We start from the raw sequence: 25,614 nt of genomic DNA, 5'->3' as shown, positions 1-25,614 counted from the left end.
CGCATAAGTGGATCTGCCCGGCTTTCAGTGCGGAGCAGATGACACGCGGTCTACTCGAGAGATGCGACGCATTGGTTGGTGGGAGGATTGTCGGCACGCTCCCAACCGCCGTCGCCAACGTAGCGCCAGTGCATCCGACCGTTATCGTCGAGCGCGAACAGGTGCAGCCATCTGTTGTCGAACAGCGCACGCACCTCCGGGTGGCGATCGAGGATGGTGCTGATCGCCTCATGCGGGGCCTCGATCAACACCGACAGTCGCAGCGGCTGGTGGACCAAGCGTTCGCCATCGTGCACCGACTGCCACGGCAAGCCGGCGCGCAGCAGGCCGCCATTGCCTTCAACCACGCCGATCCCGCCGGTGACGTTGTGCAGCAGCTTGTTGCCGGCGCCGAACGTTTCCGGCGCGACGGTGGAGCCGTAGTACTGCAGGCTGATCCAGCTCGCGACCACCACTGGCGCGGTGAGGATCAGCTCGAGCACCGAGAAATCAATATCCTTGCGCCAGTCATAGTCGTGCAGGAAGGCTTGCCCCTGAAGGTCACGACCGCTGGTGTGGGACCGCGGCGCGGCGATGAAGGCCCGGCAGCCGGCGAGCGCCCATTCGGGGCGGACCTCGGCCCAATCGCGCGCCCGCCGCGCAATCGCGCCGCCCGTCGCCGCCCGTGGCAGCCGCAACGCCCGCTCGCTCCGCGTCAGCGCCCCGGCGGTGGCGAGCCAGTCCCGCGTCTGCGCGAGGTCCGCAGCGTGGGCCGGCGAGGGATGGTCGGCATCATACAGCGTCACTGCGTCCGTGGTGGTGTCATGCAGTGCGCCGACGAATAACGTATCGGCTGGGATCGCGATGTCGCGACCGGCCAGCGCTGTACGGACCTCTGGGTCGTTGAGCAGTCCGGCGAGCAGCCGCGCATTGACGTCGCCGGGGAAACCGCCGCAGGCTCCACAATGCAGCGCACTGGCGTGCGGATTGTTGACGACGCTGGCACCATGCCCGGCGATCAGAACCAGCGGCGCGAACGGACCCGTCAGCGACATGGCTCTCAGAACGGCCTCGGCCGTATCGACCCGAGCGCCGAGAGCGAGCGGCGGATCAAACTGCGGCGCCGGGTCAGCGTTGGTCTTGCGCGTACCGGACCTCAGGCCGTCGCTGAGCAGCTTGGCGACATAGATCGGCCCCATCGACTCGACAAAGGCAAAGGACGAGATCGCTGCCAGCTTGAAGCGGCCCCAGGCGCGCTTGGCGCGCGCGGCGACACGCTTCGCGCGGTCGTTCGCCTCGTGCGCGTGCGTTTGTCCGCTGCAGCTGGTGGTGACACGCGGCGGCAACAGCACCGGCAGGCGGGCTTCGACGACGTCGGACGCGAACCGCCGATGCGCGATCGGAAGGCCAAAGAAGCCGCCGAAGCCGAGCGTGCGGAGGCGCGGATCGAGACTTTCCAGTGCGCGCCGGAACGGCTCGGAGCGAACATCGATGCAGAACGCCATTTGCAGCGCCGGACGTCCATCCAGCTTCGGCTGCGCTGAAGCCGCCAACACGGTTTGAAGCTTCCGCTGCGCGGCGCGTTCGACCGCATCCTGCAGGATGGCGTTGATGTGATCGTCTTCGGTCGGCTGCAGCGGCTGCGCGTAGCCATTGATCGCATCGGTCCATTCCGCAGCGATCTGGGGCTGGTACTTGCGCAACAGGGTAGAATCCCACACTGCACGGATGGCGATGAGATCGGTCACCGCGGTATCGGTGCTCCCGGCAAGCTCCGCCTGCCACAGCCGGTAGCGTGCAAGCTGGGCCCAGCCGCCGAGACTGATCAGCAGGCGATGGAAGTAGCTCTCCGATGCAGCTTCGCTCAGGCCAAGCTGCTCCACGGCGCGGATCAGCGCCGCATCCGCCGATTCCGGAGCGGCAGCGACGTCCGCCGCAAAGCCGGTGAGGCCGAAGATCTCCGGCGTCAGGTCGTGAGTGGCGGTCAGCCGCCAGGCCGCATATGCGTTCGGCCCCATCGGTGCGGCCCACAGCGCCTGGCCACGATCGAAGTAACTACTCGCCCAGGCGCTGATGCGCTCGGCGACGAAGCCGGTCCAATCGAGGCCCGAGACGGCGCTCGCAAGCTCGGAGACGGTCGGCAGCGCCTGCGGCGGAGCGATTTCCATCTGCGCAGCCCGCTTTAGGTCGGCGATCGTCAGCGGACGTGTGGTCGGAGGTGCGGCGTCGATTGCAGCGGCAAGGTCGACGTCGCTAAGCTTGCCGGAGGCGATCCGCTCGGCGTACCAGGCGCGTGGCATCGTCACTGCGGCGCCGGCGACGCGGCGCAGCCGTGCGGCCGCGACCGCGAGCGGCTCGCCGATCTGACCGAGGAACGGGTTGACCGCGACGCTCGATTCCAGCGGCCACAGCGGCGGGATAGCGCGGGCGGCGCGTTCGGCCGCCTCGCGTACGACGGTGAGGTTGAGCTGCGGGACGGGGGGCTTAGTCATCAGCATCGGCGGACTCCTTCGGCCGGATCACGAGGTGGCGCGGGCGGACCAGCCGCTCAGCAGGCGATCGAGGGCGGCGTTGATGTAGAGGCCGTTCGACAGGTGGACGCGCAGGCCTGCAGTCGCCGGGTGCGAGGTCCACAGCGGAAACAGCGCCTGGGCGATGGCGATGCCGCCGAAGCTGAGCACCGCCAGCGATATCAGCGTCCATTCCAGCCGGCCGGGCGCGAGCGGCGGCGGCAGTGTGCCGGAGGTCAGCCATTCGGCGGTTGTCTGCAGAGCGAAGTAACCGGCGGCGGTCGCGGCGGAGTAGATCGCGGTGCGGCGGGTCAAGAGCCGCGGCGCGGCGTCGGCCAGCCCCTGCGCGAGCAGATATGCGACGCCGAACACCAGGATGGCGCCGAGCGCTAGCGACTGCGGCGGCTTGTGATCGAACCCGAGCACCAAGCCGAAGCCGGCGCCGATCGCCACGTAGATCGCCAGTGCCGCCAGGAAGGCCCGCGCCACGGCCGTGCCGCTCGGCACCGCGATCGAGCCGGGCCGCCGGATCGCCACGATCTGTTCAACCGCGCCGCCGGAGGCGAGGAAGGCGTGCGCCTTGTAAAGCGAGTGGGCGACGATGTGCAGCAGCGCCAGCGGAAACAGCGCCAGACCGCATTCCAGCATCATGAAGCCCATCTGCGCCACGGTGGACCATGCCAGCGAGGTCTTCACCGCCGGCTGGGTCAGCATCACCAGTGCGCCGAACAGCGCGGTGAAGCCGCCGACCATCGCCAGCACCGCGAGCACGCCGGGCACCGTCATCATCAGATCGGCGAAGCGGATCAGCAGGAAGCCGCCGGCATTGATCACGCCGGCATGCAGCAGCGCCGACACCGGCGTCGGCGCTTCCATCACTTCGGTGAGCCAGCCGTGCGTTGGGAATTGCGCCGACTTCAGGAGTGCCGCCAGGGCCAGCAGTGCGGTCGCGATCATCGCTGCGGCGGGTGCATCGCCCGCTCGGGCGGTGGCATTGATGGTCGCAATATCCGTGGTGTGATACGCGTTCGCGAGCAGCGCCACGCCGCCGAGCATCGCGGCCGCGCCGATGCTGGCGAATAGCCGCTTCTTGCGTGCGGCCCGCTGCGCCGTGGCGCGGTTCGGATAGAACAGCAGCAGCCGGTGCAGACACTCGCTGGTGGCGATCCAGCACGCGGCGAGCTGCACCAGGTTGCCTGATTGCACCAGCAGCAGCACCGCGGCGATCGCCGTGCACAGCCAGCCAAGAAATGCGCCCTGGTGCGCCTCGCCGTCGAGATACGTCCGCGCGTAGCGCACCACGATCCAGCCGACGAACCCGACCAAGAGCAGCATGGGGGCGCTGACTGCATCGAGCCGCGCCGACAGGCCAACGCCGGCAAGGCCGATCAGCGGGCTCGTCGCGGGGCCGACCATGATCAGCACCGCGAGCGCACCGGCGGTGATGAGGAAGGCCAGCAATGCCGCGGCCTCGGCCAGCGCTGGCACCAGCGGCGGGCGTCGACCAGCTCGCGCAAAGGCGAGCGCGGCGGCGATCAGCAGGGGCAGCGGTGCGGCGAGCGGCTGCAGATCAAGGGGCACGAGGCTGTTCTCCGGATGCGGCGATGAAGAGTTTCGTCGCCGGGATAGACCCGCGGCCGGATCAAAGAAAATGCATTGTTTTCGCATTTACGTTCGCTAAAATCGAACGATGAACGCGCTCAACTACAACCATCTGCGCTACTTCTGGGCAGTCGCGCATGACGGCAATCTGACCCGCACGGCGCAGCGGCTGAACCTGACGCAGTCGGCGCTGTCGGTGCAGATCCGCAAACTCGAGGAGCGGATCGGCCACGCGCTGTTCGAGCGCCGGGGCCGGCAACTGCATCTCACCGAAGCCGGCCGCATCACCCTCGATCATGCCGACGCGATTTTCGCCACCGGTGAAGAGCTGATCGATACGCTGCGCAACACCGGGGTGGCGCGACAGGCGCTGCGGGTGGGGGCGCTGGCGACGCTGTCGCGCAACTTCCAGATGGCGTTTCTGCGACCGGTGCTCGGCCGGCCCGACGTCGAACTGATCCTGCGCTCGGGCAGTGCGGCGGAGCTGCTGCAACTGCTCGCGGCGCTGAGCCTCGATGTGGTGCTGATCAACCACGCCCCGGCGCGCGATAGCGTCAACCGCCTAGTGGTCCACCGGCTGGCCGAGCGCTCGGTCAGCCTGATCGGGACCCGCGCCCGGCTGCGGCGGAAGGGAAGTCTCGAAGACCGGCTGCGCGGCCATCCGGTGATCGTGCCGACCGCGGGCAGCAGCATCCGGATGGGCTTCGACGCGCTGGTGGCGCGGCTCGGGATCCGGCCGCAGATTGCCGCCGAGGTCGAGGACATGGCGATGATGCGTCTGCTGGCGCGCGAAGATCTCGGCCTCGCCGTGCTGCCGCCGATCGTGGTCAAGGACGAGCTCGACGACGGCCGGCTGATCGAAGCCGAGCAGCTCGCCGGCATCGTCGAGACCTTCTACGCGGTGACGATCGAGCGGCGCTTTCCCAATCCGGTGCTCACCAAACTGCTGCGGGCGAAGAAGATCTAGCCGGGGATGACGCATGGCAATGCGACTCGGCTCCAGAATCAATCATCAACCGATTGGCGCTAAGGTCGCGCCGCTGCGGAAGTGCGGCCGGGTAGTGTCCGACGACCTGCCGCGAGCGGAGAGCTAGAGATCATGGATAAGCTTCCGATCGTTCTCGATCTGGCGGGAACTTTCGTGTTCGCACTCAGCGGCGCGGTGGCCGGGGCGCGGCGGCGGCTCGATCTGTTCGGCGTGCTGGTGCTGGCGTTCGCGGCCGGCAATGCCGGCGGCATCACTCGCGACGTGCTGATCGGTGCGGTGCCGCCGGTCGCGGTGGCGGACTGGCGCTATCTCGGGGTGTCACTGCTGGCCGGCCTCGTCACGTTCTACCTAGTGCCGGTGGTGGTGCGGATGCGCAGCGCGATCCTGATGCTCGACGCCGCCGGGCTGGCGCTGTTTGCGGTGACCGGCGCCAGCAAGGCGTTGGCGCATGGGCTCAGCCCAGTGACGGCGGTCGCGCTCGGCGTGGTCACCGGGATCGGCGGCGGCATGGCACGCGACCTGCTACTCGCCGAGATCCCGACCGTGCTGCGCGCCGAGCTGTATGCGGTCGCGGCACTGATCGCGGCGGCGATCGTGGTGGTCGGGCAGATGCTGCAACTCCCCGCCGCACCGGTCACGGCGGCCGCCTTGCTGGCCTGCTTTGCGCTTCGCGTCACTGCGATCCGCCGCGGCTGGCGGCTGCCGGTCGCGAAGCTCGATGAGGCGGGCGACCCGGTCAAGCCGCCGCCACAGGACGGCGGTTAGCGCACCGTCGCCGTCGCGCGCCTGCGGCTGTGGAGGAACGGACGGTCGATCCGCGGGTTTGGTCGGATCATCGCGGCGCGGACGGATCGTCGATCCTTCCTCTCGCAATTGCATCCGGACCGGATCACAGGAGAGATCGACATGAAGCGCGCCCTCGTATTGCTGAGCTGCATCCTCCTGGCCAGCCCGGCCATCGCCCAAACGCCGGCATCGTCGACCACCACCACCTCACAGGCGCCGCTCAGCGCCGCGACCGAGAGCTTCATTCAGCGGGTGGCGATCTCGGATCTGTTCGAGACCGCCTCGGCACGGCTCGCGCTCGCCCGTGGCAACGAAGCCCAGCAGCAATTCGCCAATCAGATGCTGCAGGACCACGGCAAGACCTCCGGCGACGTCCGTCGCCTGATCGTTCGTGACAGTCTCAAGGTCGATGTGCCGAGCCAGCTCGATGCCCCGCACCAGGCGCTGCTTGACAAGCTGAGCGCCAGCAACGGCGACGACTTTGTCGCGACCTATGCGGCCCAGCAGGTGGAGGCGCACCAGAAGGCGGTGGCGCTGTTTCAGAGCTACGCCAGCAATGGCGATCTTCCCGCGCTGAAGCAATGGGCCGGGGAGACGCTGCCCGTACTCAAGCATCATCTGGAGATGGCGCAGAAGCTCGGCCCGGCAAAGGCCGGCGCGCCGACAGTCGGCTCGTCGCCCGCGCCGAAGTGATCGCTTGATTTGCTCCGGCTGCGCTCGCCGGTGCAAATTCCCGCCTTTCAGGAACCTTCGAGGGCTGCGGCGATTAGCTCGATGCACGTAACAGGCGTGCGGAAATTCCACACATCTCCGGCTTCTGCTGATTGGCACGACGGTTTGAACCGTCCGCCTCCAACAGGACTGCCGTGCTCCGACAGCAAAGCTTGGCTTCAACCACACTTGCCGCCGTCGAAGCACGCACCACGTCCAACCGCCGACACGCGGTTCACTCAGAAGCCGGCCTCGAACATCCGTTCATTGCCCAACATCCGTTCAACGACGACCTTGGAGATCAATCATGATCAAGACCATTCTGCTATCTGTTGCCGCCGGTGCTTTGCTCACGACGGTCGCGGCTGCGGCCCCGATCCAGGCCGGCTCTGCCGGTGCGACCGCGCCGGTCTCGGCCGAGCATGTCCGTATGATCTGCAACGAGTCCGGCCGGTGCTGGCGCAGCGGTGGCGGCGGCCCGCGCTATGTGCAACGAGGCTATCGCGAAGGCTACGGCCGCGGCTACGAGCGTCGCGGCTATCGGGGTGATAGTGATCGCGGCGGCCCGGGTATCGGTCTGAGCTTCGGCAATCGCGGCTGGTAACAACGCGCGGAGGCCGCTCCGTCAAGGAGCGGCCTTGACCGCGGCAGATCGCCTCACAGCGCTTCCGTCGCGCCTTCCCGAAGGAACCGGCGTCACCAGGACGGGTTTGTCCCACCCGTTGATGGAGAGGCCGATGTCGATCAAGGATTTCGAGGACACCGTTCCGGTGTTCTTGCCCGAGCAGTTCTTCAACGGTCGGCTCGAGGGCTGGGCCGTGCTGGAAAGTCTCGTCGGCGGCTTGCAGAAGCGCGCGACGATCCAGGCCGAAGGCCGCTGGGATGCGGCGGCGCAGACGGTGTCGTTCAGCGAGACCTATCGGTTCGACGACGGCTACCGCGACACCCTGAAATGGACCATTCGCAAGCTTGGCCCCGGCCGCTACAGCGGTGCCGAACCGCGCGTCGATGACGCTGCCGAAGGCGATCAGGCTGGATGCGCGTTCAACTGGCGCTACACCCGCGATACGCCGCAGCCGGATGGTAGCTCAACCAAGCTCAACTTCGATGATTGGTTCTATCTGATCGAGCCCAACGCCTGCATCGTCCGCGGATCGGCCGGCCGCCTCGGCCTGCCGTTCGCCACAGGGCACGTGACCTATCGCAAGATTTCCTGAGCCCGTCACGACACGCACACCCTTAAGGTGAGGCGGCGCGCAGCGCCGTCTCGAACCATGTAGGGCAGGGTGCTATTTATCCTTCGCCGTGCCCCGGCTCTGTCAGGCTCTTCGCAATCAATCGACCAAGCCCGCTACGGCGCGATCCGCACCACCACCTTGCCGAGCGCGTCGCGGCCGGCGAGGGCGGTGAACGCGGCGCGGAAATCCTCCAGCGCAAATGCCGAGACGATCGCCGGCTTCAGCGCGCCGCTGGCGAGCAACCGCGACAGCTCCGCGGTGCAGCGCGCCAGCACATCCGGTTCGCGCCGCGGCAGCTGGGCGAGGTCGACGCCGAGCAAGCTGCCGCCTTTGAGTAGCGGCAGATTGAACGGCAGGGCCGGGATGGCGCCAGCGGCAAAACCCACGACGATGTGCCGGCCGTTCCAGGCGATCGAGCGAAACGCTTCGACAGCGACCGGCCCGCCGATCGGATCGAAGATCACGTCGGCGCCGTGGCCGCCAGACAGCGCCTTGAAGGTGTCGCGCCAGTCCGGCTGGGTGTAGTCGATCACGGCGTCGGCGCCGAGTTTCAGCGCGAAGTCGCGCTTCTGCGCGGTCGACGCGCCGGCGATGACGCGGGCGCCAAGCAGCTTGCCGATCTGGATCGCGGCGGTGCCGACGCCGCCGGCGGCGCCGAGGACCAGTAGGATCTCGTTCCGCTGCAGCTTGGCGCGCTCGGCCAGCGCGTAATACGCGGTGAGGTAGTTGGCCCGGAACGAGGCGCCTTCTTCCGGCGAGACGCCGTCGGGCAGCGGCGCCACCGCCTCGGCCGGCACCACGATGTATTCGGCGAGCGCACCGGAGCGCGCCATCCCCATCACCATCTGCCCGGCCGCGTAGTTGGCCACGCCGTCGCCGACCGCGTCGATCACGCCGGCGAATTCCGTGCCGGGAATGAACGGCAGCGGATCCTTGGTCTGATAGCGGCCCTGCACCTTAAGGCCGTCGACGAAGCCGATGCCGACCGCCTGAACCCGGACCCGCACCGATCCCGGCATCACCGCCGGCCGCGCGATCTGTTTCAAGGCGACCTGATCGATCGCGGCATAGTCGTCGACGACGACGGCTTTCATCAGGGGCTCGGGAGCTGGCAAGGGCGATGGTCCTTCTGGGTGAGGAGAGGCGGGCTTTCAGCAGATCTTTTCGAACCGGAAGAAGCCACCGTCCGGCGGCAGGCCGTCCGGCTCGTGATCGAGTTCGTGCTCGTGCGGGTCGGGGTGACGGGCGTTGTAGTATTCGACGATCTTGAAGCCGCATTTGTTGACGTAGAAGTGGATGTTGCGGCGTTCGAAATACGGCGTGTGGGTCTGCCACACCTTGGTCTGCGGATAGCGCTGTTCGATCGCCCGCCACGCGGCGGTGCCGAGGCCGCGGCCGTGCGCATGCGTGGCGATGAAGAACAGGTCGAGCGAGTTGTGCTGGGTCGCGGCGTCGATCCTCACCACCACGCCGCCGACCCGTTCGCCGTCCGCGACGATGTGCAGCACCTCGGCACCCGGCGCGTCGAACGATTGCTGGATGTCGCGGTCGGACGGGATGGGCTCGCTCGGACTAGATCCGAACTCTTCAATGACGGCGACCGCGAACGCATCCTGCAACTCGCGCATGAAGACGGGGAGATCCTGCTTCGCCGCGGGGCGAAGCGTGACGTGCTGATCGGGGCGGTTCAAGCTCGAGGGCTCCTGTTGCGCTTGGCCGGGACGGATCATCGCTAGCAACGCGGTGATCCCGGGCCGAGCTGGCTGCGTCGGATCGCAGCTGTCGTCCGCGATGGTGGCGCCGAGATGGCGCGGGCTCAGCCGATCAGCTCGCGCGCGGCCTGCACCAGCGCGCCGTCCGGGCGTCGCAGTTCGGCGAGGATCGAGAAGTGATCGTGGCCGGCAAGCGGCAGCAGCCGGCCGGGCGCGCCGACGGCGGCGCGGCGCGCGTGCAGATCGCGCGAGTCGAGCACCAAGGCGGGCAGCTCATTGGTGCCGTAGGCGAGGTCGAGCCGCTTATCGACCGGCGGCAGCCGCAGCGGCGACAGCGACGCGATCTCGGTATCGGTGAGGCGCAGCGCCGCATTCAAAAAGGTGTCGCGCAGCGGGCCGAGCTCGAACACGCCGGCGATCGACAGCCCTGCGGCGACCACCGGATGGTCCAGCGTCATCGCCACCAGATGGCCGCCGGCGGACCAGCCCGAGGTCACCACGGGGCCAGCGATGCCGTGCTCGGGGCCATGCGCGGCGAGCCAGTCGAGCGCGGCGCGGCTTTCGGCGACGATGTCGGTGAGCGTCACTTCTGGCGCCAGCGAATAGCCGGCGATCGCCACCGACCAGCCGTGCGCGGCGATGCCCTCGACCAGCGCGGCGAACAGCTCGCGCGAATTCTTCTGCCAATAGCCGCCATGCCAGAACACCAGGCAGGGCGCCTCCGGCTTTGCGGCCGGATAGAGGTCGATCTTGGCCTTGTGGCGCGGGCCGTAAGCCAGATCGAGCTCCGACCGCAGCGTGGCGCGCGCGATCGCCGACGCCGCGTTGCGCTCGGCGCTCAGCTCGGCACTGTTCTTCACCGCGGTGACGACATCGTAGGCGGCGTCGCGCTCGCTCTGCGACAGATACGCCCAGCGGGCGCGGGGATCGGCAGGGCGGTCGGTCGTCATTGCGGCTCCATCGAACGTGCAGCGTCTTGTTGGCGTCGAGCTTTGCCGAAATACGAACAGCCTGTCGATCGCATTTACGCATACGGCCATGAGCGGCGCGGCGCTTGCGTCGATCCGCCGCTCGGGCTTGACCATGCGCACGCGAGCGCCAAAGAAGGCCCGCAGATTCCGTGGGAAGCGAACCGGAGGGACGATGCCGCACCTCGTGATGGACTATTCGGCCGATCATCTCAGCCGCGACCGCATCCGGCGCATGATCGAGCAGCTCGCCGTCACCGCTGCGGCGACCGGGGTGATGCAGGCCGCCGACATCAAGGTGCGGGCCCGCGGCTTCGACGACTATCTGGTCGCGGGCCAGCGCGACAGCTTCGTGCATCTTGCCGTGTTCATGCTGGCGGGCCGCACGCCGGAGCAGAAGGTCGCGCTCAGCGTCGCGCTGCGCCAGACCCTGGTCGAGCATTGCCCCGACATCACCAGCCTCAGCGTCGACATCCGCGACATGGACCCGGAAGCCTACAAGAAACGGCTGAAGCCGTAGCCGAGGCCCGCCGCGCGCGTCGGGATCGCAATCTCAAACAGCCACGGCGCGCCCACCAGCGGCGATCTTTTGGCATCGGGACCGTTCTTCCGGGCGCGGGGAGCACGGGGATTTCTCCCGTGTCGTTCCGTCCCGTCCAGCCACGCACAGGGCAGCCGCTCATAGTAGCGGCGGCATAGCAGTTTGCTTTGCGCAAACTGCGTACACTTGTTTGCGCTGACCTTCTGCCTCCCGGACGCTGTGGGTGCGAGCCACACCGCGCAGGACGCCGCGTCAAGCCCGGCCCCGCTGCACCATGCAGCTTCGCCAAACCCTCACCGGCCGGTCTCCCGGCCGATGATCTGCCCCGCTCAACGACGCCTCGCGAAGCGCCCCTCACGGACAGGACGATGCGGACTATAATCCTTGTAGGAATAGTATCAAGCCCGTAGCCCGGATGAGCGAAGCGACATCCCGGGGGCCGCATCTCAACGGCGCGAAGACTGCCGGGTGCCGAGGCATCGGGCGTTGGTTCGCGCATCTCAGCGGCGAAGCAGCGCCATCATCTCGCGCCAATGATAGATCCGCAGCTTCGGCGCATCGGTCCGCGCCGCCGCGACCATCGCCCGCGCCACATCGGCGGCGTCGATGCCGCGATAGCGATCGGCCGTGCCGCGCAGCAACGGGTTGACGATGTGCGCGAGTGCGATGAACAGCCGTTCCACCGGGCGGTGCTCGGCGCGCTCGCCCATCAGCATCGACGGGCGGAAGATGGCGGTGCGCGGAAAGCCCAGCGCGATGATGTCGCGCTCGGCCTCGCCCTTGGTGCGGAGATAGAACGAGCGCGACGCGGCGTCGGCGCCGACCGCGGTGACCAGAAACACCGCCTTGGCGCCGGCCTCCCGCGCGATCCGCGCCGCCGCGACCGGATAGTCATGGTCGATCTTGTAGTACGCAACCTCATCCGGCGTCTGCTTGCGCGTGGTGCCGAGCGCGATGAACACCTCGTCGGCTGTGAGCTGCGCGGCCAGCGCCGGCAGGCGATCGAGGTCGCCGATCAGCACCGTCAGCTTCGGATCGCTGAAGGTCAGCGGCCGCCGCACCACCGCGATCACCCGCGCATAGTCGGTGCTGTCCAGCAGCCCGCGCAAGAGCTGCGAGCCGATCAATCCGGTCGCACCGAACACGAGGGCGGTTTTCAGGGCGGAGCTGTCGCCGGAGGTGGTCATGTCCCGCAGGATTGCACAGGGGCATGGGGACGGCAACGCCAAGGCATGAACGCCCTGCAGTGAAGATCACGCTGCAGGGGTCTCAGAAACCGTCATCAGCACCATCTGGAGGCGCGGCGAATAGCGCTGCGCTGATCGGCCCGAAGCGATGTCACTTGGCTAAAATTGAATCGAGTGCGTGGTGGATTTAGACAGCCGATGGAGGCAAAACACGCGGGCTTGAGCTGGTGAGGTCGCGACGTTCGAGATGCCGGGTTCCGTTGTCAGAGTCACGCTGTCCCTGATCGGGCCAGGCATCATCGGCGTGTTCGGCGTCGCGTTTCTCGCGGCCTGGAGCTACGACCGGCGGCGGCCCTATCTCGCCCTTCTGGCCGCTGCGTGCGCGCTGTTCGCTCTCGGTGCGTCGAGCCAGATTCTCTATTGGCCGCGTGACACGGGCCTCAACGCAATGGTGTCGGGCGCCCTCTACACCTGCGCCGTCATCGCGGCGGTCGAAGGCGTGCTGATCCGCTCGAGCAGGGCGTTCGGCTTGTGGATCGACGTCGCGATCTTCGCCGCGTTTTCGCTGGCGCTGTATTACTTCTTTTACGTGGATCGCAGTCTGCTCGCGCGCATCTACGTGCAGAACTTCGGATACGGACTTCTGCTCTGCGTGGCCGCGCTCAGACTTGCGCATCTGAGATACGGCCGCGTGGTCGACCGCATCCTGTTCTGGACGCTGTTGCTGTTCGGGCTCCACTTCTTCCCCCGCACCGTGTTCACGGTCGGGGTGTCGCCGCCGTCGGGTGGACCACTCGTGTTCGCCGACTCTGTCTTCTGGCAGACGCTGCAATTGTCGCTTGCCGTACTGGGCGCTGCCTTGGCGATGGCCATCCTGGCTGCGGCGGTGTCCGACCTGATCGACGATCTGCGCCGCGAGCGCGACCTCGACCATCTCACCGGGCTGCTCAACCGCCGCGGTTTCGAGGCGGAGATCGCGGCGCCGATGCGCCGCGCGCCCGAAGGCGCGGCGCTGATCCTGTGCGACGTCGACCATTTCAAATCGATCAACGACACGTTCGGTCATGACGTCGGCGACGCCGTGCTGCAGGAGATCGGCGCGATCCTGCGCAGAACCGCCCGCAAGGGCGATCTGGTCGGCCGCTGGGGCGGCGAGGAGTTCGCGGTGTTCCTGCCCGGCGCATCGCTGTCCGACGCCACCGAGTGCGCCGAACGGCTCCGGCAGACCATCGCGAACAGCCGTATTCCCGGTCTCGACACGCGGCCCGTGACCGCGAGCTTCGGAGTGGCGACGATCCGGGAGGCCGGCGACTGGACGGCGCTCTACAAGCTGGCGGACAGTCGGCTTTACCGGGCCAAGGCATCGGGCCGCGACCGGACGGTCGACCGGGGCGTGTAGTCCCGTAGCCCGGATCAGCGAAGCGACATCCGGAAGCTGCAGCTCGGTGGCGCGAAGAGTCCCGGTTGTCGCTGCGCTCACCGGGTCACATTTGTTGCGCTTGCTGACATCAAGAGCTGCGATCCGGTTCCACATCGACCCTTCAAGGCGCTCGTCGCGTATACTTGCTGAGGGTTGCTACGCTCAGTCGGGAAGGGGTAATATTAAGAATGCGGAAGACCATCGTTGATTTGACCTTGGGCGTGTACGACCATGCCTCGCATGCCGACCTCAGTGATCGTGGGTTTCGCCGCTATCACCCATTTTCGTTTGATTTTGACTCTACGCCCTTGAGTCTCGAGGAGATCGATGAATCTTGGGATGAGTCAGTCAAGCAAAACCATCTGCAGAGCCGCGTGCAGTGTATCAGTCGACTAGAGCAACAGTACGGCTCGGGACAGATCGAAAAAGTCGTCAAGAATGCGATCGATCTCGGCCCGAAGTCTATGTCACTGCTAGCTTATCATAATCAATTCCACGAGCAGGCGCGCCGGTCGTTTGTTGCTGGTCTCTATTACCCCGCTCTAGTCGCAGCGTGCGCTCTCGGCGAGCGCATCCTTAATCATCTTGTTCTTGATCTACGTGACAGCTTCAAATCCTCAAGGTCCTATCCAAAGGTCTATCGCAAAAAGTCCTTCGATAATTGGAAGTTTGCTGTTCAAGTGCTGGAGGAGTGGAATGTCTTGGTAGAGGCCGTCGGCACTAAGTTCGAATTGCTGGGCGAACTTCGAAATAGATCAATCCATTTTGATCCGGAAACCTACCAATCCTTGCAGGAGGACGCTCTTGCCGCCCTACATCTGCTGAACGATATCATCGCAAAACAGTTTGGCTATTTCGGCCGTCAGCCGTGGTTTATCGAAGACACTCCCGGTGCTCAGTTTGTGAAGCGCGTGTACGAGAGCGTGCCGTTTGTTCGGACGTACGTGATTCCGCGAAGTGGGTTTGTCGGTCCTTTTTATGGAATGGAATTGAGTGACAAGGGCTGGCTTCACCTCGATTATGCCGATTACGGAGACGGCGACATTAGTGATCATGAGTTTGCGACCCTTTACCGAGAACGTAACCCCGAGAAAGTGGTCTCCCGTGAGATGATCGAGAGAGCCTCACGGGATAAACGGGCATAAACGCATCAGCTCGTCGCGTGGGTTGAGCGCAGCGATACCCATGGGCGGCAAGAGCCTCGTAGGATGGGTTTCGCTGCGCTCAACCCATCCTACGCCTGCGACGCCGGTTAGTTTTTGACGCATGCGACGCTGAACCGTTCCACGATCGGCTTCAGTCCCTTGACCGACCATTTGTCGTTCAGGCCGCCCGAGACGCGGATCGGCGCTCCCGCTGTCAGGACGCCGATCAAGGGCTTGGTCTCGCCGGGAGCAAGATCGGATCTCAGCTCAAAGGCTCCCGTCATTTCGAAATTCTTGCTGTGCACCGACTTGCCATTCAACGTGACGGATTGCGTGCCGCTGGCCAGCGCGACGCTCAGCGGCTCGCCCTTGCCTTTGCCGAGGCTCTTGTAGCCGCCCAGTCCAATCTGCACCGCGCCGCCCTTCAAGCAGGTCAAGCGCAGTACATCGTCGGCTTCTTCCTCACCGGCCGGCATGCCGAGCACCTCGGCCGGCTGCCTGGTGAACGTCCACCGCACCTCCGCCGCCTGGGCCACCGAGCAAACCGACAGAGCCAGCACGAGCGTGCCGGCGAATGCGAGACGCATGAGGTTCTCCAAAGATGCGCCGGTCACTTTGCAGCTCCGGAGCGAGCGCAGGCGCGACAGTGTCCGGCAAGCCACAGCGTGACCAAAGCTCTTTGTGAGACGCGCTCTTGGCGAAAATGGTTCACGGCCGCAGGGCGCAATGGCGAAGGGACTTACACCGAGATGTCCGCCGGCGGATTACCCTGAGCCGCGGCCGGTGGGCTGAGGACGCAACGCCGTCCGAGCGCGACTAACGCTTCTGGAGAACGAGAATAAGCTCCCGCTTGGTAGCCCCGCTAGTTCTCCGCGAGCGGCGCACGTCAGGAATTTCGTCGCGTATGATTCTCTCTAGGTGCAGATCAGAGTACTCGGCCGTTAGGCGATCTAGCATCCGCTCGGCAGGGTGGGATGTTACTCGCTTACGGAGCACAGTCTCACCAACGATGAGAATGCAGCGACCGCCTGTTCTGAGACGCTTCAACGCGTTCCGAGCGAAAGCCACGGTTATCGCGTCCGATTGATCCAGCTTTTCGGTCGGCTCTGGCGAATAGTTAGCTGTATTCCGGTCGAGGAACCACATGCGGAGGCGATTGTCCCGGACGTAGTCAAGCGCATTCATGTAGGGCGGACTGGTCACGACAGCGTCAATAGGTCGATCGACCTGGAGATCGAAGACCGAGACGCGACCGACTTGGAGCACGCCGCTCCTGTCGATTTCCGGGATGTCCTTGTAGGTCCGGTTGATCTTCGCGAGAAGCCGGGGCTCTAGCGCCCGTGCGCCATAGAGGTCCGGAAAGTTCTCCTTCGGAAATTTGCGGTCCCGCAGATATGGGATGAGGTGACTGCTTGGATAGGAGAGGAAGCCAGGGCGCTGGTGGTGGAGGATGCTCAGAAGGCACGCCAGCAGGAATTGGTCATCGCTTTCAATGCATTCGTCGGCAAAGCTCAGAGCATCCCTAAGCGTATCGGGATGGAAAAATTTGCGCACCCATTCGGGTACATCCGCGGGTGCACACACGGGCCGGCGCGCTGCGGCGGCTAACCGCATAGAAAGCCTTTCCCTCGCCTCTTCAATCGATGCGGGAGCTTCTAGCTTTGCCCTCGTGAGGGTGACTGCATAGGGATTAGCATCGTATGCGAGTACTTTGCGTCCGAGCAGCAGTGCCTCAAGTGGAATTGTGCCGGAACCCGAGAAGCAGTCAAGCACGGTGTCACCTGGCAACGTGAGCGCTTCTAACAGTTGTCGTGCTATAATGGGTTTGAGCTTGCCGATGTAGGGGGCAAGTTGATGCAGGCGGCAATCCGCCCCGAAGACGACGTCCTTCCAATCAGGAGGAGCCGCTTCTGCCCGCTCGATGAGGCTTTCTATTTGCATTACCATCCTGCCGTCGCCGCCATGTTCACTCGTGCAGCCTCGACGAGGGGCACCAGCGCCGTGACTGAATCCGCCAACTCTTTATGGTCGTTAGCCGGATCGTACAACAGCGCCTTCAGGTTCATCGTCTTCTCCATCACGCGAATGAGCCCGCTCCGGGCGGAATCTTTTGGCATTGCAATATAATGGGGGCGATTGCCCTCGAACCGGTAGGCGTTGTCTTCAAGCAGAAGCTGGATGTCTGGGTCGCGCAGGGATGCACCGAGAAAAAGGAAGGTATGCGTTAGAAATAGCCCCCGCAGCGCCTGATAAAAGTGTGCGTGATCCCGTCTCGCTTCCGCGTACTGGCTTCTGGTGAATATCGTTCGCTCTGCCGAGTCGATGCTTCCATGGGCCTTAAGTACCACGCGGTCCCGCCGACGAAATACGTCGGCAAAGTCGGGGTCGTAGTAGTTCTTTATAAGCACGGTGTGGTTCTGCAGGACGTTGGCGCGAACCTCGTAGAGCTTGTCGAAGTTCGTCGTCATGACTATCCGCGAGTCGATCTGGCTTAAATCGTCATGTATCTGCGCTGGCAGATACCTATTTCCCGCATATTCCTGCACTAGCTCTGTTTTAAAGATGGGTGCGGAAAGATGATCCTTCGCAAGTTCGCAGGCTGTCAAAAGATCGCCGTCTTTAATGCAGGTCAGTATTTCTTCGCGCTGTGCAGCGTCGCCAACCAAGGACGCCAGGTGAGTAAGATAGTCGCCCCATTCCCTCGGATGCACCCCGGACGCGTTCTTGGCGTTGCGAGAGACGCCCGCTCCGAGAAATAGAACGGACCGCCTCGCTGCGATGTCTTCAATCAGATCAACCGGCCAGTCAATCATCTGAGCGCCTCCGCGTTTTCACGTAGATTGCGCATCAGGGCGTCGCTCAAATCGGCGATGAAAGTCTTGTATTGCCTCTGCTGCTGATATTGCCCGCCAGACAGGCCTTCGCCTCCGGTGAGCTTGTGGATCGGTGTATGATTGGTTTGTGCCAGTGGGACCAAGCTATACATGTGTGGGACGTCACCGAGATGGACCTCGTCAAGCTGGAGTCTTGGCGCCTTAAAAGGGCCCAAGCTTTGAGCGATTTGGCTCGGGATCTTTTCGAGGATCTTTTCGTAAGCGCCGGTGGCCCGCTTTTCATCTCTAATGGTCTTCGTGATGTACTGCTGTACCGTGTACCCGACAAAGCGAGACATCACGTTTGAAGTTTTTCTTATTTGCCCTTCATACTCCTCTAGAGAGTTGCCCTTCGAAGCCATTCGATTGTAGGCGTGATCGTAGTTGTCCTGCCACTGAGTGATCCACTTAGCGATGTTGTCGATACCGATGAGGCTAAAGATGTCGCATCCCATCGGGGCGAGGAAATAGTCCACTCCAATCAGTATCGATCTGTTTAGCGCCCCAAGGCTCGGGCCGACATCGTAGATGATGAGGTCGTAATTCGGACGAAGCTGCGCCAAGAGCTGGGTGTTCCAGTTCGAAACGCGTGCACCGCCTAGAGACTCGCCGAGAAAGCTAGACCAATTGCTGCTGAGAGTGTCCTCCAGGATCGCGATGTCCGGATGTCCTGGCAGGATAAATGTACCGAAGCGGTTCGTGGAGGGGCCCGCAATCTTGTGGTCTTTCCTCAGAGAAGCATCGCCCGCGATGAGCGGCTGTAACACTTGCTTGAGACTGTCGATGTCCTGGTGCCCTGCGGGCGTCGCGTACAATTGTTCCGTGGTGTCGTTCGGTAGGATTAATTGGGTCGCGTTGCACTGGGGGTCGGCATCGACGACGAGGACCCGCAGTTCTTGAGTTTCCGCGATGTACGAAGCTACATTGCAAGCTAGGGTCGTTTTGCCGACGCCCCCTTTATTATTGAAAAAGCAAAGGCTTCCAAAAAACGGCATCGCTAATTGATCCCCAATTGTGCAACTCTAAAATGATTCCTGCCGGCTGGCCATGCGCTGACATTCGACGAGCTTCACATACTGCAATTTAGTGTTTAGCCCGCATGATCGGAGCGATATGCGGGACCAGGTTGAAGGCCCAGCCCCGCATGTCGCTGCGCTCATGCGGACGACGTTTGCTGACGCTAATCTTCCTTTTGGACGCCCTTGAACGGTTTTCCGTCGGACCTCACGTCCATGAACCGGCCCGTCTCGCTATCGCGTTTTACCCAGGTCTCGGTCTTGGTGTTGTACGTCTGCGAGCGGTCTCTCACCGCGCCGTTGCGATGACCGTCGCCTTGGGGAGGATTTGTAGCCATGGTCATTCTCCAAGTTGGTAATTGGGTAGTTCGTGGTTTGTTCTTCTGTGCCAAGGGCGGCGATTGCTCGCCGCCCCGAAACTGTTGGAGTAGTTAGTTAGCTGCACCCCGTCGTCGAGCCGCACGTATCACACTTCATACAAGTCCCGTTCCGCACCAACGTGAAATTCCCGCACTCCGAGCACATCTCGCCTTCGTAGCCTTTGGCTTTGGCTTCGGCGCGGCGTTCGGCTTTGCTCGGGGCGGGCTGGGTCGCGGCGGTGGTGGCTTTGCTCCACTGCAGCGCTTCCAGCTTTTCGGTCGGCGACAGATCGGTCTGCACTTCCTGCTTCAAGGCGGTGGCGCCTTCGAGGGCGTCGCCGACGCGGGAGGAGGCCAGCGCGGTGACGGTCGGCGCGGCGCCCGACGGGGCGTTGCGCGGTGTGGTGTCCGCCGGGTGGGCGGGGGTGCTGCGCATCACCACCAGATTGTCGGTGCGCGACCGGGTCAGGCCCTTGGACAGGTACTTGGTCGCCGACGCCGGGCCCGCGATCACGCCGCCATCCGGCACCTTGCCTTCGTCGACGCCCTTGCCGATGGCGTCGAAGCCGGTCTCGGTCGGGTCGACATGGGCGAGGTCGAACCGGCCCATGTAGCTCACCGCCAGCTCGCGGAACACGTAGTCGAGGATCGAGGTGGCGTACTTGATCGAGTCGTTGCCCTGGACGGGGCCGGCCGGCTCGAACCGGGTGAAGGTGAAGGCGTCGACATATTCTTCGAGCGGCACGCCGTATTGCAGGCCGAGCGAGACCGCGATCGCGAAGTTGTTGATGAAGGAGCGCAGCGCCGCGCCTTCCTTGTGCATGTCGATGAAGATCTCGCCGAGGCGGCCGTCATCGTATTCGCCGGTGCGCAAGTACACTTTATGGCCGCCGACCACCGCCTTCTGGGTGTAGCCCTTGCGGCGATCCGGCATCTTCTCGCGTTCGCGCATCACCACGATGCGCTCGACCAGCCGCTCCACCACCTTCTCGGAGATGTGCGTGGCGCGCGCGGCCATCGGCTTGTCGAGGAAGGTATCGATGTCCTCGTCCTCGTCGTCGTCCGCGATCAGCTGCGAATTCAGCGGCTGCGACAGCTTGGAGCCGTCGCGGTACAGCGCGTTGGCCTTCAGCGCCAGCTTCCACGACAGCATGTAGGCGGACTTGCAGTCCTCCACCGTGGCGTCGTTCGGCATGTTGATGGTCTTGCTGATCGCACCCGAGATGAACGGCTGCGCCGCGGCCATCATCCGGATGTGGCTCTCGACCGACAGATAGCGCTTGCCGATCTTGCCGCAGGGATTGGCGCAATCGAACACCGCGTAGTGCTCGGGCTTCAGATGCGGGGCACCTTCGACCGTCATCGCGCCGCAGATGTGGATGTTGGCGGCCTCGATCTCGCGCTTGGTGAAGCCGAGCGCGGTGAGCAGGTCGAAATTCGGCTGCGCGATCTGCTCGGCTTCGATCTTGAGGACGTCCTTCAGGAAGTCCTCGCCGAACGTCCACTTGTTGAACGCGAACTTGATGTCGAACGCGGTCGGCAGCGCCTTTTCGACCTTGGCCAAAGCTTCATCGGTGAAGCCCTTGGCCTTCAGGGTCGAGGCATTGATGGCCGGTGCGTTGGAGAGCGAGCCGTGGCCGACGGCGTAGGCTTCGATCTCCTGGATCTGGTGCTCCGGATAGCCGAGCACGCGCAGCGCGGCGGGCACCGCGCGGTTGATAATCTTGAAGTAGCCGCCGCCGGCCAGCTTCTTGAACTTCACCAGCGCGAAGTCGGGCTCGATGCCGGTGGTGTCGCAGTCCATGACGAGGCCGATAGTGCCGGTCGGGGCGATCACGGTGACCTGTGCGTTGCGGTAGCCGTGCTGCTCGCCGAGTTCGAGCGCCTTGTCCCAGGCCGCCTTGGCGTGGGCGACGGCGTCCGGGATCGGGCAGTTGGTGTGGTCGAGCGGCACCGGGTTGACCGACAGCGCCTCATAGACGCGGCTCTCGCCGTGCGCGGCGCGGCGGTGATTGCGGATCACCCGCAGCATATGGTCGGCGTTCTTCTTGTAGCCGGGGAAGGCGCCGAGCTTGGCGGCCATCTCGGCCGAGGTCGCGTAGGCGGTGCCGGTCATGATCGCCGACAGCGCGCCGCACAGCGCGCGGCCTTCCTTGGAGTCGTACGACAGACCCATGGTCATCAGCAGGCCGCCGATATTGGCGAAGCCGAGGCCGAGGGTGCGGAATTCGTAAGACAGCTCGGCGATCTGCTTGGACGGGAACTGCGCCATCAGCACCGAGACTTCGAGCACCACGGTCCACAGCCGGCACAGATGCTCGTAGGCATCGAGGTCGAAGCGGTTGGCGCCGACGTCGTAGAACGCCAGCAGGTTCGCCGAGGCGAGGTTGCAGGCGGTGTCGTCCAGGAACATGTATTCCGAGCACGGATTGGACGCGCGGATGTCGCCGGACGCCTTGCAGGTGTGCCAGTCGTTCATCGTGGTGTTGAAGTGCAGGCCGGGATCGGCGCTGGCCCAGGCCGCGGTGCCGATCTTCTCCCACAGGTCGCGGGCCTTCAGCGTCTTCACCACCTTCTTGTTGGTGCGGGCGGTGAGGTGCCAGTCGCCGTCGGTCTCGACCGCGCGGAGGAAGTCGTCCTTCAGCGACACCGAGTTGTTGGAGTTCTGGCCGGCGACGGTGAGGTAGGCCTCGCTATCCCAGTCGGTATCGTAGATCGGGAAGTCGATCTCCTTGTAGCCCTGCTTGGCGAACTGGATGACGCGCTTGATCATCGCGTCGGTCACCAGCGCGCGGCGCGCCAGCTTGACCTCGCGGCGCAGCGCCGGGTTCTTCTCCGGATCGAAGCAGTCGTCGCCCGAGCCCTGGCAGTTGACGCAGGCCTTCAGGATCGCCTTGAGGTGCTTCTGGTTGACCTTGGAGCCGGTGACGAGAGCGGCGACCTTCTGCTCCTCCTTCACCTTCCAGTCGATGTAGGCCTCGATGTCCGGGTGATCGACGTCGACCACCACCATCTTGGCGGCGCGGCGGGTGGTGCCGCCCGACTTGATCGCGCCGGCGGCGCGGTCGCCGATCTTCAGGAAGCTCATCAGGCCCGACGACTTGCCACCGCCCGAGAGGCGTTCGCCTTCACCGCGCAGCCGCGAGAAGTTGGAGCCGGTGCCGGAGCCGTATTTGAACAGCCGCGCCTCGCGGACCCACAGGTCCATGATGCCGCCGTCGTTGACGAGGTCGTCCTCGATGCCCTGGATGAAGCAGGCGTGCGGCTGCGGATGCTCGTAGGCCGACTTCGACTTGGTCAGCTTGCCGGTCTTGTAATCGACGTAGTAGTGGCCCTGGCCGGGGCCGTCGACGCCGTAGGCCCAATGCAGGCCGGTGTTGAACCACTGCGGCGAGTTCGGCGCCACCATCTGCATCGCCAGCATGTAGCGCAGCTCGTCGAAGAACGCGCGGGCGTCGTCTTCGCTCGAGAAGTAGCTGCCCTTCCAGCCCCAATAGGTCCAGCAGCCGGCGAGGCGATCGAATACCTGCTTGGCGGAATGCTCAGACGTGTAACGCTCGCTCTCGGGCAGGGCGGTGAGGGCGTCGGTGTCGGCGACCGAGCGCCACAGCCACGACGGCACGCTCTCTTCCTCGACCTTCTTCAGGCGCGCGGCGACGCCGGCCTTGCGGAAATACTTCTGCGCCAGCACGTCGGAGGCGACCTGCGACCAGAACTCCGGCACCTCGACATTCTCGAGGCGGAACACCACCGATCCGTCCGGATTGCGAATCTCGCTGGTCGTCAGCCTGAACGCGATGTCCGCGTAAGGAGACTGGCCGTCCTTGGTGTAGCGCCGTTCGATCTTCATCTCGTGCCCCGTTCAAGTCGCCCGAACCCCCGCCGTGGGTGGCCCAGGAAGTTGCTAGATGGACGAACCTTGTTCGCCCGGCGAGCCGTGACCCGGCTCCATCTGTTTTCGCGGGCAGAGGCGACGGCCGCATTTTTGCAGCCGGGCACTCCACCCAACATAACGCCCCATGTCGCTTTGCGAGCCGTTTTGCCGGCCCGTCGGAATGCGCCCCAACGGTCGATTTAGGAGCAGACGACGCCTCGCCCCGCTGCCGCTGTGGCCGTCGGAGGTGGTCGGTCTGGACCCTTCTGGGAAACGTCCGGCGGGACAAAACACTCCCTCGCTGGACGGCCCTGAAGCTAGGCCGACTCCGTCCGACCCGTCAAGCAATAGTGCGGGTTCCTGAATCAAATACTAAATGTGGTGGATTAGGGTGGAAAACAGGGGCCGCGGCTCGCCCTGACCCGGTCAAGTATCGGTGAGTCCTCAGAGATTCCAAAGACGAAAAAGTCGGCGGCGGGCGCTGGATCACGCCTGCGCCCGCTGTTCACAGGGCAGGTATTTTTTCGCTCCAAGGGCTTGCCAAACCCGACTCAGGAGAGACGGCCGAAAGGTGTCCGATTACGGGTGGCGTCGGGGTCCCAACACCGGCATTCTGCGCGCTCCTCCTGCCGGGTTGTCCATGTCCGATCCTTCTCCGATTCCTGCGCGCGGGCGCATTGCGTCCGGCGGCCTGGTGTTCCTGACCGTGACCACGGTGGCCTGGGGCCTGAGCTGGCCGGTCACCAAATATCTGATCGCGCAATGGCCGCCGCTGCCGCTGCGCGGCCTCACAGGAATCGCCGGCTCGCTGGCGCTGTTCGGTTATGCGGCGCTGCGCGGCGACAGCCTGGCCGTGCCGCGCGACCAGCGGTTGCGATTGGTGATCTCGGCGTTCTTCAACGTCACGCTGTGGATGGCGGTGATGGGGCTGGCGCTGCTGTGGCTGCCGGCCGGCGAGACCGCGGTGATCGCCTACACCATGCCGGTGTGGACCGCGCTCTTGGCCTGGCCGCTGCTCGGCGAGCGGCTGACGCTGCGCCGGGTCGCGGCGCTGGCGCTGGCGTTCGGCGGAATCGCGGCGCTGATGGGCGCGGCGGGCTTCGCCGCCAGCATGACGAAGCTGCCCGGCATCCTGCTGGCGCTCACCGGCGCGCTCGGCTTTGCGCTCGGCACCATCTTCCTGAAGCGGTTTCCGATCGCGCTGCCCGGTGCCACCTCCGCGGCGTGGCAGATCGGGCTCGGCTGCATTCCGGTCGCGGTGATCGGGCTCGCGTTCGAGATCCCGCACGTCTCGGTGCTGACGCCGCTCGGTTGGGCCGGGCTGGTGTATCTGGTCGTGATCCAGTTCTGCATCGCCTATGTCTGCTGGTTCGCCGCGCTGCAACGGCTGCCGGCGTCGGTTGCGGCGATCGGCACCATGGCGACCCCGGTGATCGGCGTGGTCGCCTCGGCGGTTGCGCTGCACGAGCCGCTCGGGATCGGCCAGATCGCCGCGCTGGTGATGACGCTGACCGGCGTGGCGTTGGCGACGCGGTCGTGACGCGCGGCAATTGCCGGTGGACCTCGCCGCGCGCGGCCTGATACAAAAAACCATCGCCCGCCATCTCACGAGCGGCGCGAACAACGAACAAGACCCCAGGGGCCCGATATGACGTCGAATACGAAGAAGCTGCTGGTGACGGAATCGTTGTCGCAGCGGGGCAGGGCGCTGATCGCCGAACGCGGCGATATCGAGATGATCGAATTTCCCAACATGATCTCGGCGGAGGATTTCGACGCGCTGCTGCGCACCGAAGCGCCGGTGCATGGCGTCGCGCTCGGCGCCACCCGGTTCGGCGAGCGCGAGCTCGATGCGGCGCAGCAGATGCGCGTGGTGGCGCGGATCGGCGTCGGCTATGACGCGATCGATGTGCCGGCGCTGAACAAGCGTAAGGTGCCGCTGATGACCGCCGGCACCGCGAATTCGCCATCGGTCGCCGAGCAGGCGCTGTTCATGATGCTGACGCTGGCCAAGCGCGGCGCCGAGCTGCACGCGTTGGTCAAGACCGGCGCCTGGGCGACGCGGCTCGGGCTGCTGCCGTTCGATCTGTTCGGCAAGACAGTGCTGATCGTCGGCTTCGGCCGCATCGGCACCCGCACCGCCAAGCGCTGCCTGGCGATGGAAATGACCGTCCTGGTGTACGACCCTTACGTGCCCGCAGCGGCGATCGAAGCGGCCGGCTGCAAGCAGGTTTCTGACCTCGACGCCGCGCTCCCCGACGCCGATTTCGTCAGCCTGCACTGCCCGAAGACGCCTGAGACCACCGGGCTGTTCGATGCGGCGCGGCTGTCGAAGATGAAGCCGACCGCGTACCTGATCAACACCGCGCGCGGCGGCATTGTGGTCGAGCAGGCGCTGTACGACGCGCTGCTCGCGGGCAAGCTCGCCGGCGCCGGGCTCGATGTGTTCGAGCAGGAGCCGCCGCCGCACGGCCACAAGTTGTTTGATCTGCCCAACGTGATCATCGCGCCGCACGTCGCCGGCGTCACCCGCGAAGCGCTCGACCGGATGGGCGAGCAGACCGCCCGCAACATGTTGAGCGTGCTCGACGGCGACCCGATCCGCATCAACGTCGTCAATCAGGACGTGCTCGGTTAGTTGGGCGCTCGGCGCTTATCACGCCAGCGCGCGGCATTGCGAGCGAAGCGAAGCAATCCAGAGCTGC

Annotated in this window: 21 protein-coding genes; 10 read left to right on the top strand and 11 right to left on the bottom strand. The window is 64.9% G+C overall.

Annotated elements, in window-relative coordinates:
* Positions 1-50: 50 nt before the first annotated feature.
* Entirely contained in the window at positions 51-2,477 is a 2,427-nt protein-coding gene (locus HZF03_RS15130; RefSeq protein WP_119018230.1) for a YbcC family protein, read from the bottom strand.
* A 21-nt stretch (positions 2,478-2,498) separates the two neighbouring features.
* On the bottom strand, positions 2,499-4,070 hold the full coding sequence (locus HZF03_RS15125; protein WP_119018231.1) for a proton-conducting transporter transmembrane domain-containing protein: 1,572 nt from the start codon (positions 4,068-4,070) through the stop codon (positions 2,499-2,501).
* A 109-nt stretch (positions 4,071-4,179) separates the two neighbouring features.
* Between HZF03_RS15125 and HZF03_RS15120 the strand changes: the two genes are divergently transcribed.
* The 5 genes from HZF03_RS15120 (at position 4,180) to HZF03_RS15100 (ending at position 7,793) form a co-directional block, all read left to right on the top strand.
* Positions 4,180-5,058, top strand: a complete 879-nt coding sequence (locus HZF03_RS15120; protein ID WP_104511657.1) for a LysR family transcriptional regulator — start codon at positions 4,180-4,182, stop codon at positions 5,056-5,058.
* A 132-nt stretch (positions 5,059-5,190) separates the two neighbouring features.
* A complete protein-coding gene (locus HZF03_RS15115; protein ID WP_011158541.1) occupies positions 5,191-5,844 on the top strand; it encodes a trimeric intracellular cation channel family protein in 654 nt (217 codons plus the stop codon).
* A 141-nt stretch (positions 5,845-5,985) separates the two neighbouring features.
* Positions 5,986-6,558 carry a DUF4142 domain-containing protein gene (locus tag HZF03_RS15110; RefSeq protein ID WP_119018243.1) on the top strand — a complete coding sequence of 191 codons (573 nt, stop codon included), beginning with the start codon at positions 5,986-5,988 and terminating at the stop codon, positions 6,556-6,558.
* 325 nt (positions 6,559-6,883) lie between these two features.
* Positions 6,884-7,180 (top strand): hypothetical protein, encoded by a 297-nt coding sequence (locus HZF03_RS15105; protein ID WP_011158539.1) that lies wholly within the window; start codon positions 6,884-6,886, stop codon positions 7,178-7,180.
* A 133-nt stretch (positions 7,181-7,313) separates the two neighbouring features.
* Complete coding sequence (locus HZF03_RS15100) at positions 7,314-7,793, top strand: DUF3833 family protein (protein WP_012496470.1); 480 nt, start codon at positions 7,314-7,316, stop codon at positions 7,791-7,793.
* A 134-nt stretch (positions 7,794-7,927) separates the two neighbouring features.
* On the opposite strand, the gene HZF03_RS15095 is transcribed toward HZF03_RS15100, so the two are convergent.
* From HZF03_RS15095 to HZF03_RS15085, 3 genes are all read right to left on the bottom strand, one after another.
* Entirely contained in the window at positions 7,928-8,908 is a 981-nt protein-coding gene (locus tag HZF03_RS15095; protein ID WP_119018232.1) for an NADPH:quinone oxidoreductase family protein, read from the bottom strand.
* A gap of 57 nt (positions 8,909-8,965) precedes the next feature.
* On the bottom strand, positions 8,966-9,544 hold the full coding sequence (locus tag HZF03_RS15090; RefSeq protein WP_119018233.1) for a GNAT family N-acetyltransferase: 579 nt from the start codon (positions 9,542-9,544) through the stop codon (positions 8,966-8,968).
* A gap of 86 nt (positions 9,545-9,630) precedes the next feature.
* Positions 9,631-10,476 (bottom strand): alpha/beta hydrolase, encoded by an 846-nt coding sequence (locus tag HZF03_RS15085; protein ID WP_119018234.1) that lies wholly within the window; start codon positions 10,474-10,476, stop codon positions 9,631-9,633.
* A gap of 193 nt (positions 10,477-10,669) precedes the next feature.
* Here HZF03_RS15085 and HZF03_RS15080 point away from each other — a divergent pair, with 193 nt between their 5' ends.
* Complete coding sequence (locus tag HZF03_RS15080) at positions 10,670-11,014, top strand: 5-carboxymethyl-2-hydroxymuconate Delta-isomerase (protein WP_119018235.1); 345 nt, start codon at positions 10,670-10,672, stop codon at positions 11,012-11,014.
* A gap of 521 nt (positions 11,015-11,535) precedes the next feature.
* Here HZF03_RS15080 and HZF03_RS15075 read toward each other — a convergent pair.
* Entirely contained in the window at positions 11,536-12,222 is a 687-nt protein-coding gene (locus HZF03_RS15075) for an oxidoreductase (RefSeq protein WP_119019641.1), read from the bottom strand.
* Between the two features lie 304 nt (positions 12,223-12,526).
* Between HZF03_RS15075 and HZF03_RS15070 the strand changes: the two genes are divergently transcribed.
* Positions 12,527-13,621 carry a GGDEF domain-containing protein gene (locus tag HZF03_RS15070; protein ID WP_234832323.1) on the top strand — a complete coding sequence of 365 codons (1,095 nt, stop codon included), beginning with the start codon at positions 12,527-12,529 and terminating at the stop codon, positions 13,619-13,621.
* 209 nt (positions 13,622-13,830) lie between these two features.
* Positions 13,831-14,787, top strand: coding sequence for a hypothetical protein (locus HZF03_RS15065; RefSeq protein WP_119019639.1), 957 nt, complete (start codon positions 13,831-13,833; stop codon positions 14,785-14,787).
* A gap of 107 nt (positions 14,788-14,894) precedes the next feature.
* Here HZF03_RS15065 and HZF03_RS15060 read toward each other — a convergent pair whose 3' ends face one another.
* The 5 genes from HZF03_RS15060 to HZF03_RS15040 all read right to left on the bottom strand — a co-directional run bounded on the left by HZF03_RS15060 (position 14,895) and on the right by HZF03_RS15040 (position 22,885).
* Positions 14,895-15,374: a hypothetical protein gene (locus HZF03_RS15060; protein WP_119019638.1), complete on the bottom strand. Its 480-nt coding sequence runs from the start codon at positions 15,372-15,374 to the stop codon at positions 14,895-14,897.
* 229 nt (positions 15,375-15,603) lie between these two features.
* Positions 15,604-16,728 (bottom strand): DNA methyltransferase, encoded by a 1,125-nt coding sequence (locus HZF03_RS15055; protein WP_165858168.1) that lies wholly within the window; start codon positions 16,726-16,728, stop codon positions 15,604-15,606.
* On the bottom strand, positions 16,728-17,600 hold the full coding sequence (locus HZF03_RS15050) for an SIR2 family protein (RefSeq protein ID WP_119019636.1): 873 nt from the start codon (positions 17,598-17,600) through the stop codon (positions 16,728-16,730). The genes HZF03_RS15055 and HZF03_RS15050 overlap by 1 nt, the downstream gene beginning before the upstream one ends.
* Positions 17,597-18,655: a ParA family protein gene (locus HZF03_RS15045; protein ID WP_119019635.1), complete on the bottom strand. Its 1,059-nt coding sequence runs from the start codon at positions 18,653-18,655 to the stop codon at positions 17,597-17,599. Before HZF03_RS15045 ends, HZF03_RS15050 begins: the two co-directional genes overlap by 4 nt.
* Before the next feature lie 456 nt (positions 18,656-19,111).
* A complete protein-coding gene (locus HZF03_RS15040) occupies positions 19,112-22,885 on the bottom strand; it encodes a vitamin B12-dependent ribonucleotide reductase (protein WP_012496396.1) in 3,774 nt (1,257 codons plus the stop codon).
* Between the two features lie 664 nt (positions 22,886-23,549).
* Between HZF03_RS15040 and HZF03_RS15035 the strand changes: the two genes are divergently transcribed.
* Positions 23,550-24,449, top strand: a complete 900-nt coding sequence (locus HZF03_RS15035) for a DMT family transporter (protein ID WP_119019633.1) — start codon at positions 23,550-23,552, stop codon at positions 24,447-24,449.
* A 108-nt stretch (positions 24,450-24,557) separates the two neighbouring features.
* Entirely contained in the window at positions 24,558-25,547 is a 990-nt protein-coding gene (locus tag HZF03_RS15030) for a hydroxyacid dehydrogenase (RefSeq protein ID WP_119019632.1), read from the top strand.
* The last annotated feature ends 67 nt before the right edge of the window (positions 25,548-25,614 follow it).

Origin of the sequence: Rhodopseudomonas palustris (genome assembly GCF_013415845.1) — a bacterium.
GTDB lineage: Bacteria > Pseudomonadota > Alphaproteobacteria > Rhizobiales > Xanthobacteraceae > Rhodopseudomonas > Rhodopseudomonas palustris_F.
This window is presented reverse-complemented; position numbering and strand designations above follow the sequence as displayed.

Coding starts and splice junctions, on each gene's coding strand:
- HZF03_RS15130 (WP_119018230.1), bottom strand. CDS start 2,477: ATGCTGATGACTAAGCCCCCCGTCCCGCAGCTCAACCTCACCGTCGTA.
- HZF03_RS15120 (WP_104511657.1), top strand. CDS start 4,180: ATGAACGCGCTCAACTACAACCATCTGCGCTACTTCTGGGCAGTCGCG.
- HZF03_RS15115 (WP_011158541.1), top strand. CDS start 5,191: ATGGATAAGCTTCCGATCGTTCTCGATCTGGCGGGAACTTTCGTGTTC.
- HZF03_RS15110 (WP_119018243.1), top strand. CDS start 5,986: ATGAAGCGCGCCCTCGTATTGCTGAGCTGCATCCTCCTGGCCAGCCCG.
- HZF03_RS15105 (WP_011158539.1), top strand. CDS start 6,884: ATGATCAAGACCATTCTGCTATCTGTTGCCGCCGGTGCTTTGCTCACG.
- HZF03_RS15100 (WP_012496470.1), top strand. CDS start 7,314: ATGTCGATCAAGGATTTCGAGGACACCGTTCCGGTGTTCTTGCCCGAG.
- HZF03_RS15095 (WP_119018232.1), bottom strand. CDS start 8,908: ATGAAAGCCGTCGTCGTCGACGACTATGCCGCGATCGATCAGGTCGCC.
- HZF03_RS15090 (WP_119018233.1), bottom strand. CDS start 9,544: ATGATCCGTCCCGGCCAAGCGCAACAGGAGCCCTCGAGCTTGAACCGC.
- HZF03_RS15085 (WP_119018234.1), bottom strand. CDS start 10,476: ATGACGACCGACCGCCCTGCCGATCCCCGCGCCCGCTGGGCGTATCTG.
- HZF03_RS15080 (WP_119018235.1), top strand. CDS start 10,670: ATGCCGCACCTCGTGATGGACTATTCGGCCGATCATCTCAGCCGCGAC.
- HZF03_RS15075 (WP_119019641.1), bottom strand. CDS start 12,222: ATGACCACCTCCGGCGACAGCTCCGCCCTGAAAACCGCCCTCGTGTTC.
- HZF03_RS15065 (WP_119019639.1), top strand. CDS start 13,831: ATGCGGAAGACCATCGTTGATTTGACCTTGGGCGTGTACGACCATGCC.
- HZF03_RS15060 (WP_119019638.1), bottom strand. CDS start 15,374: ATGCGTCTCGCATTCGCCGGCACGCTCGTGCTGGCTCTGTCGGTTTGC.
- HZF03_RS15055 (WP_165858168.1), bottom strand. CDS start 16,728: ATGCAAATAGAAAGCCTCATCGAGCGGGCAGAAGCGGCTCCTCCTGAT.
- HZF03_RS15050 (WP_119019636.1), bottom strand. CDS start 17,600: ATGATTGACTGGCCGGTTGATCTGATTGAAGACATCGCAGCGAGGCGG.
- HZF03_RS15045 (WP_119019635.1), bottom strand. CDS start 18,655: ATGCCGTTTTTTGGAAGCCTTTGCTTTTTCAATAATAAAGGGGGCGTC.
- HZF03_RS15040 (WP_012496396.1), bottom strand. CDS start 22,885: ATGAAGATCGAACGGCGCTACACCAAGGACGGCCAGTCTCCTTACGCG.
- HZF03_RS15035 (WP_119019633.1), top strand. CDS start 23,550: ATGTCCGATCCTTCTCCGATTCCTGCGCGCGGGCGCATTGCGTCCGGC.
- HZF03_RS15030 (WP_119019632.1), top strand. CDS start 24,558: ATGACGTCGAATACGAAGAAGCTGCTGGTGACGGAATCGTTGTCGCAG.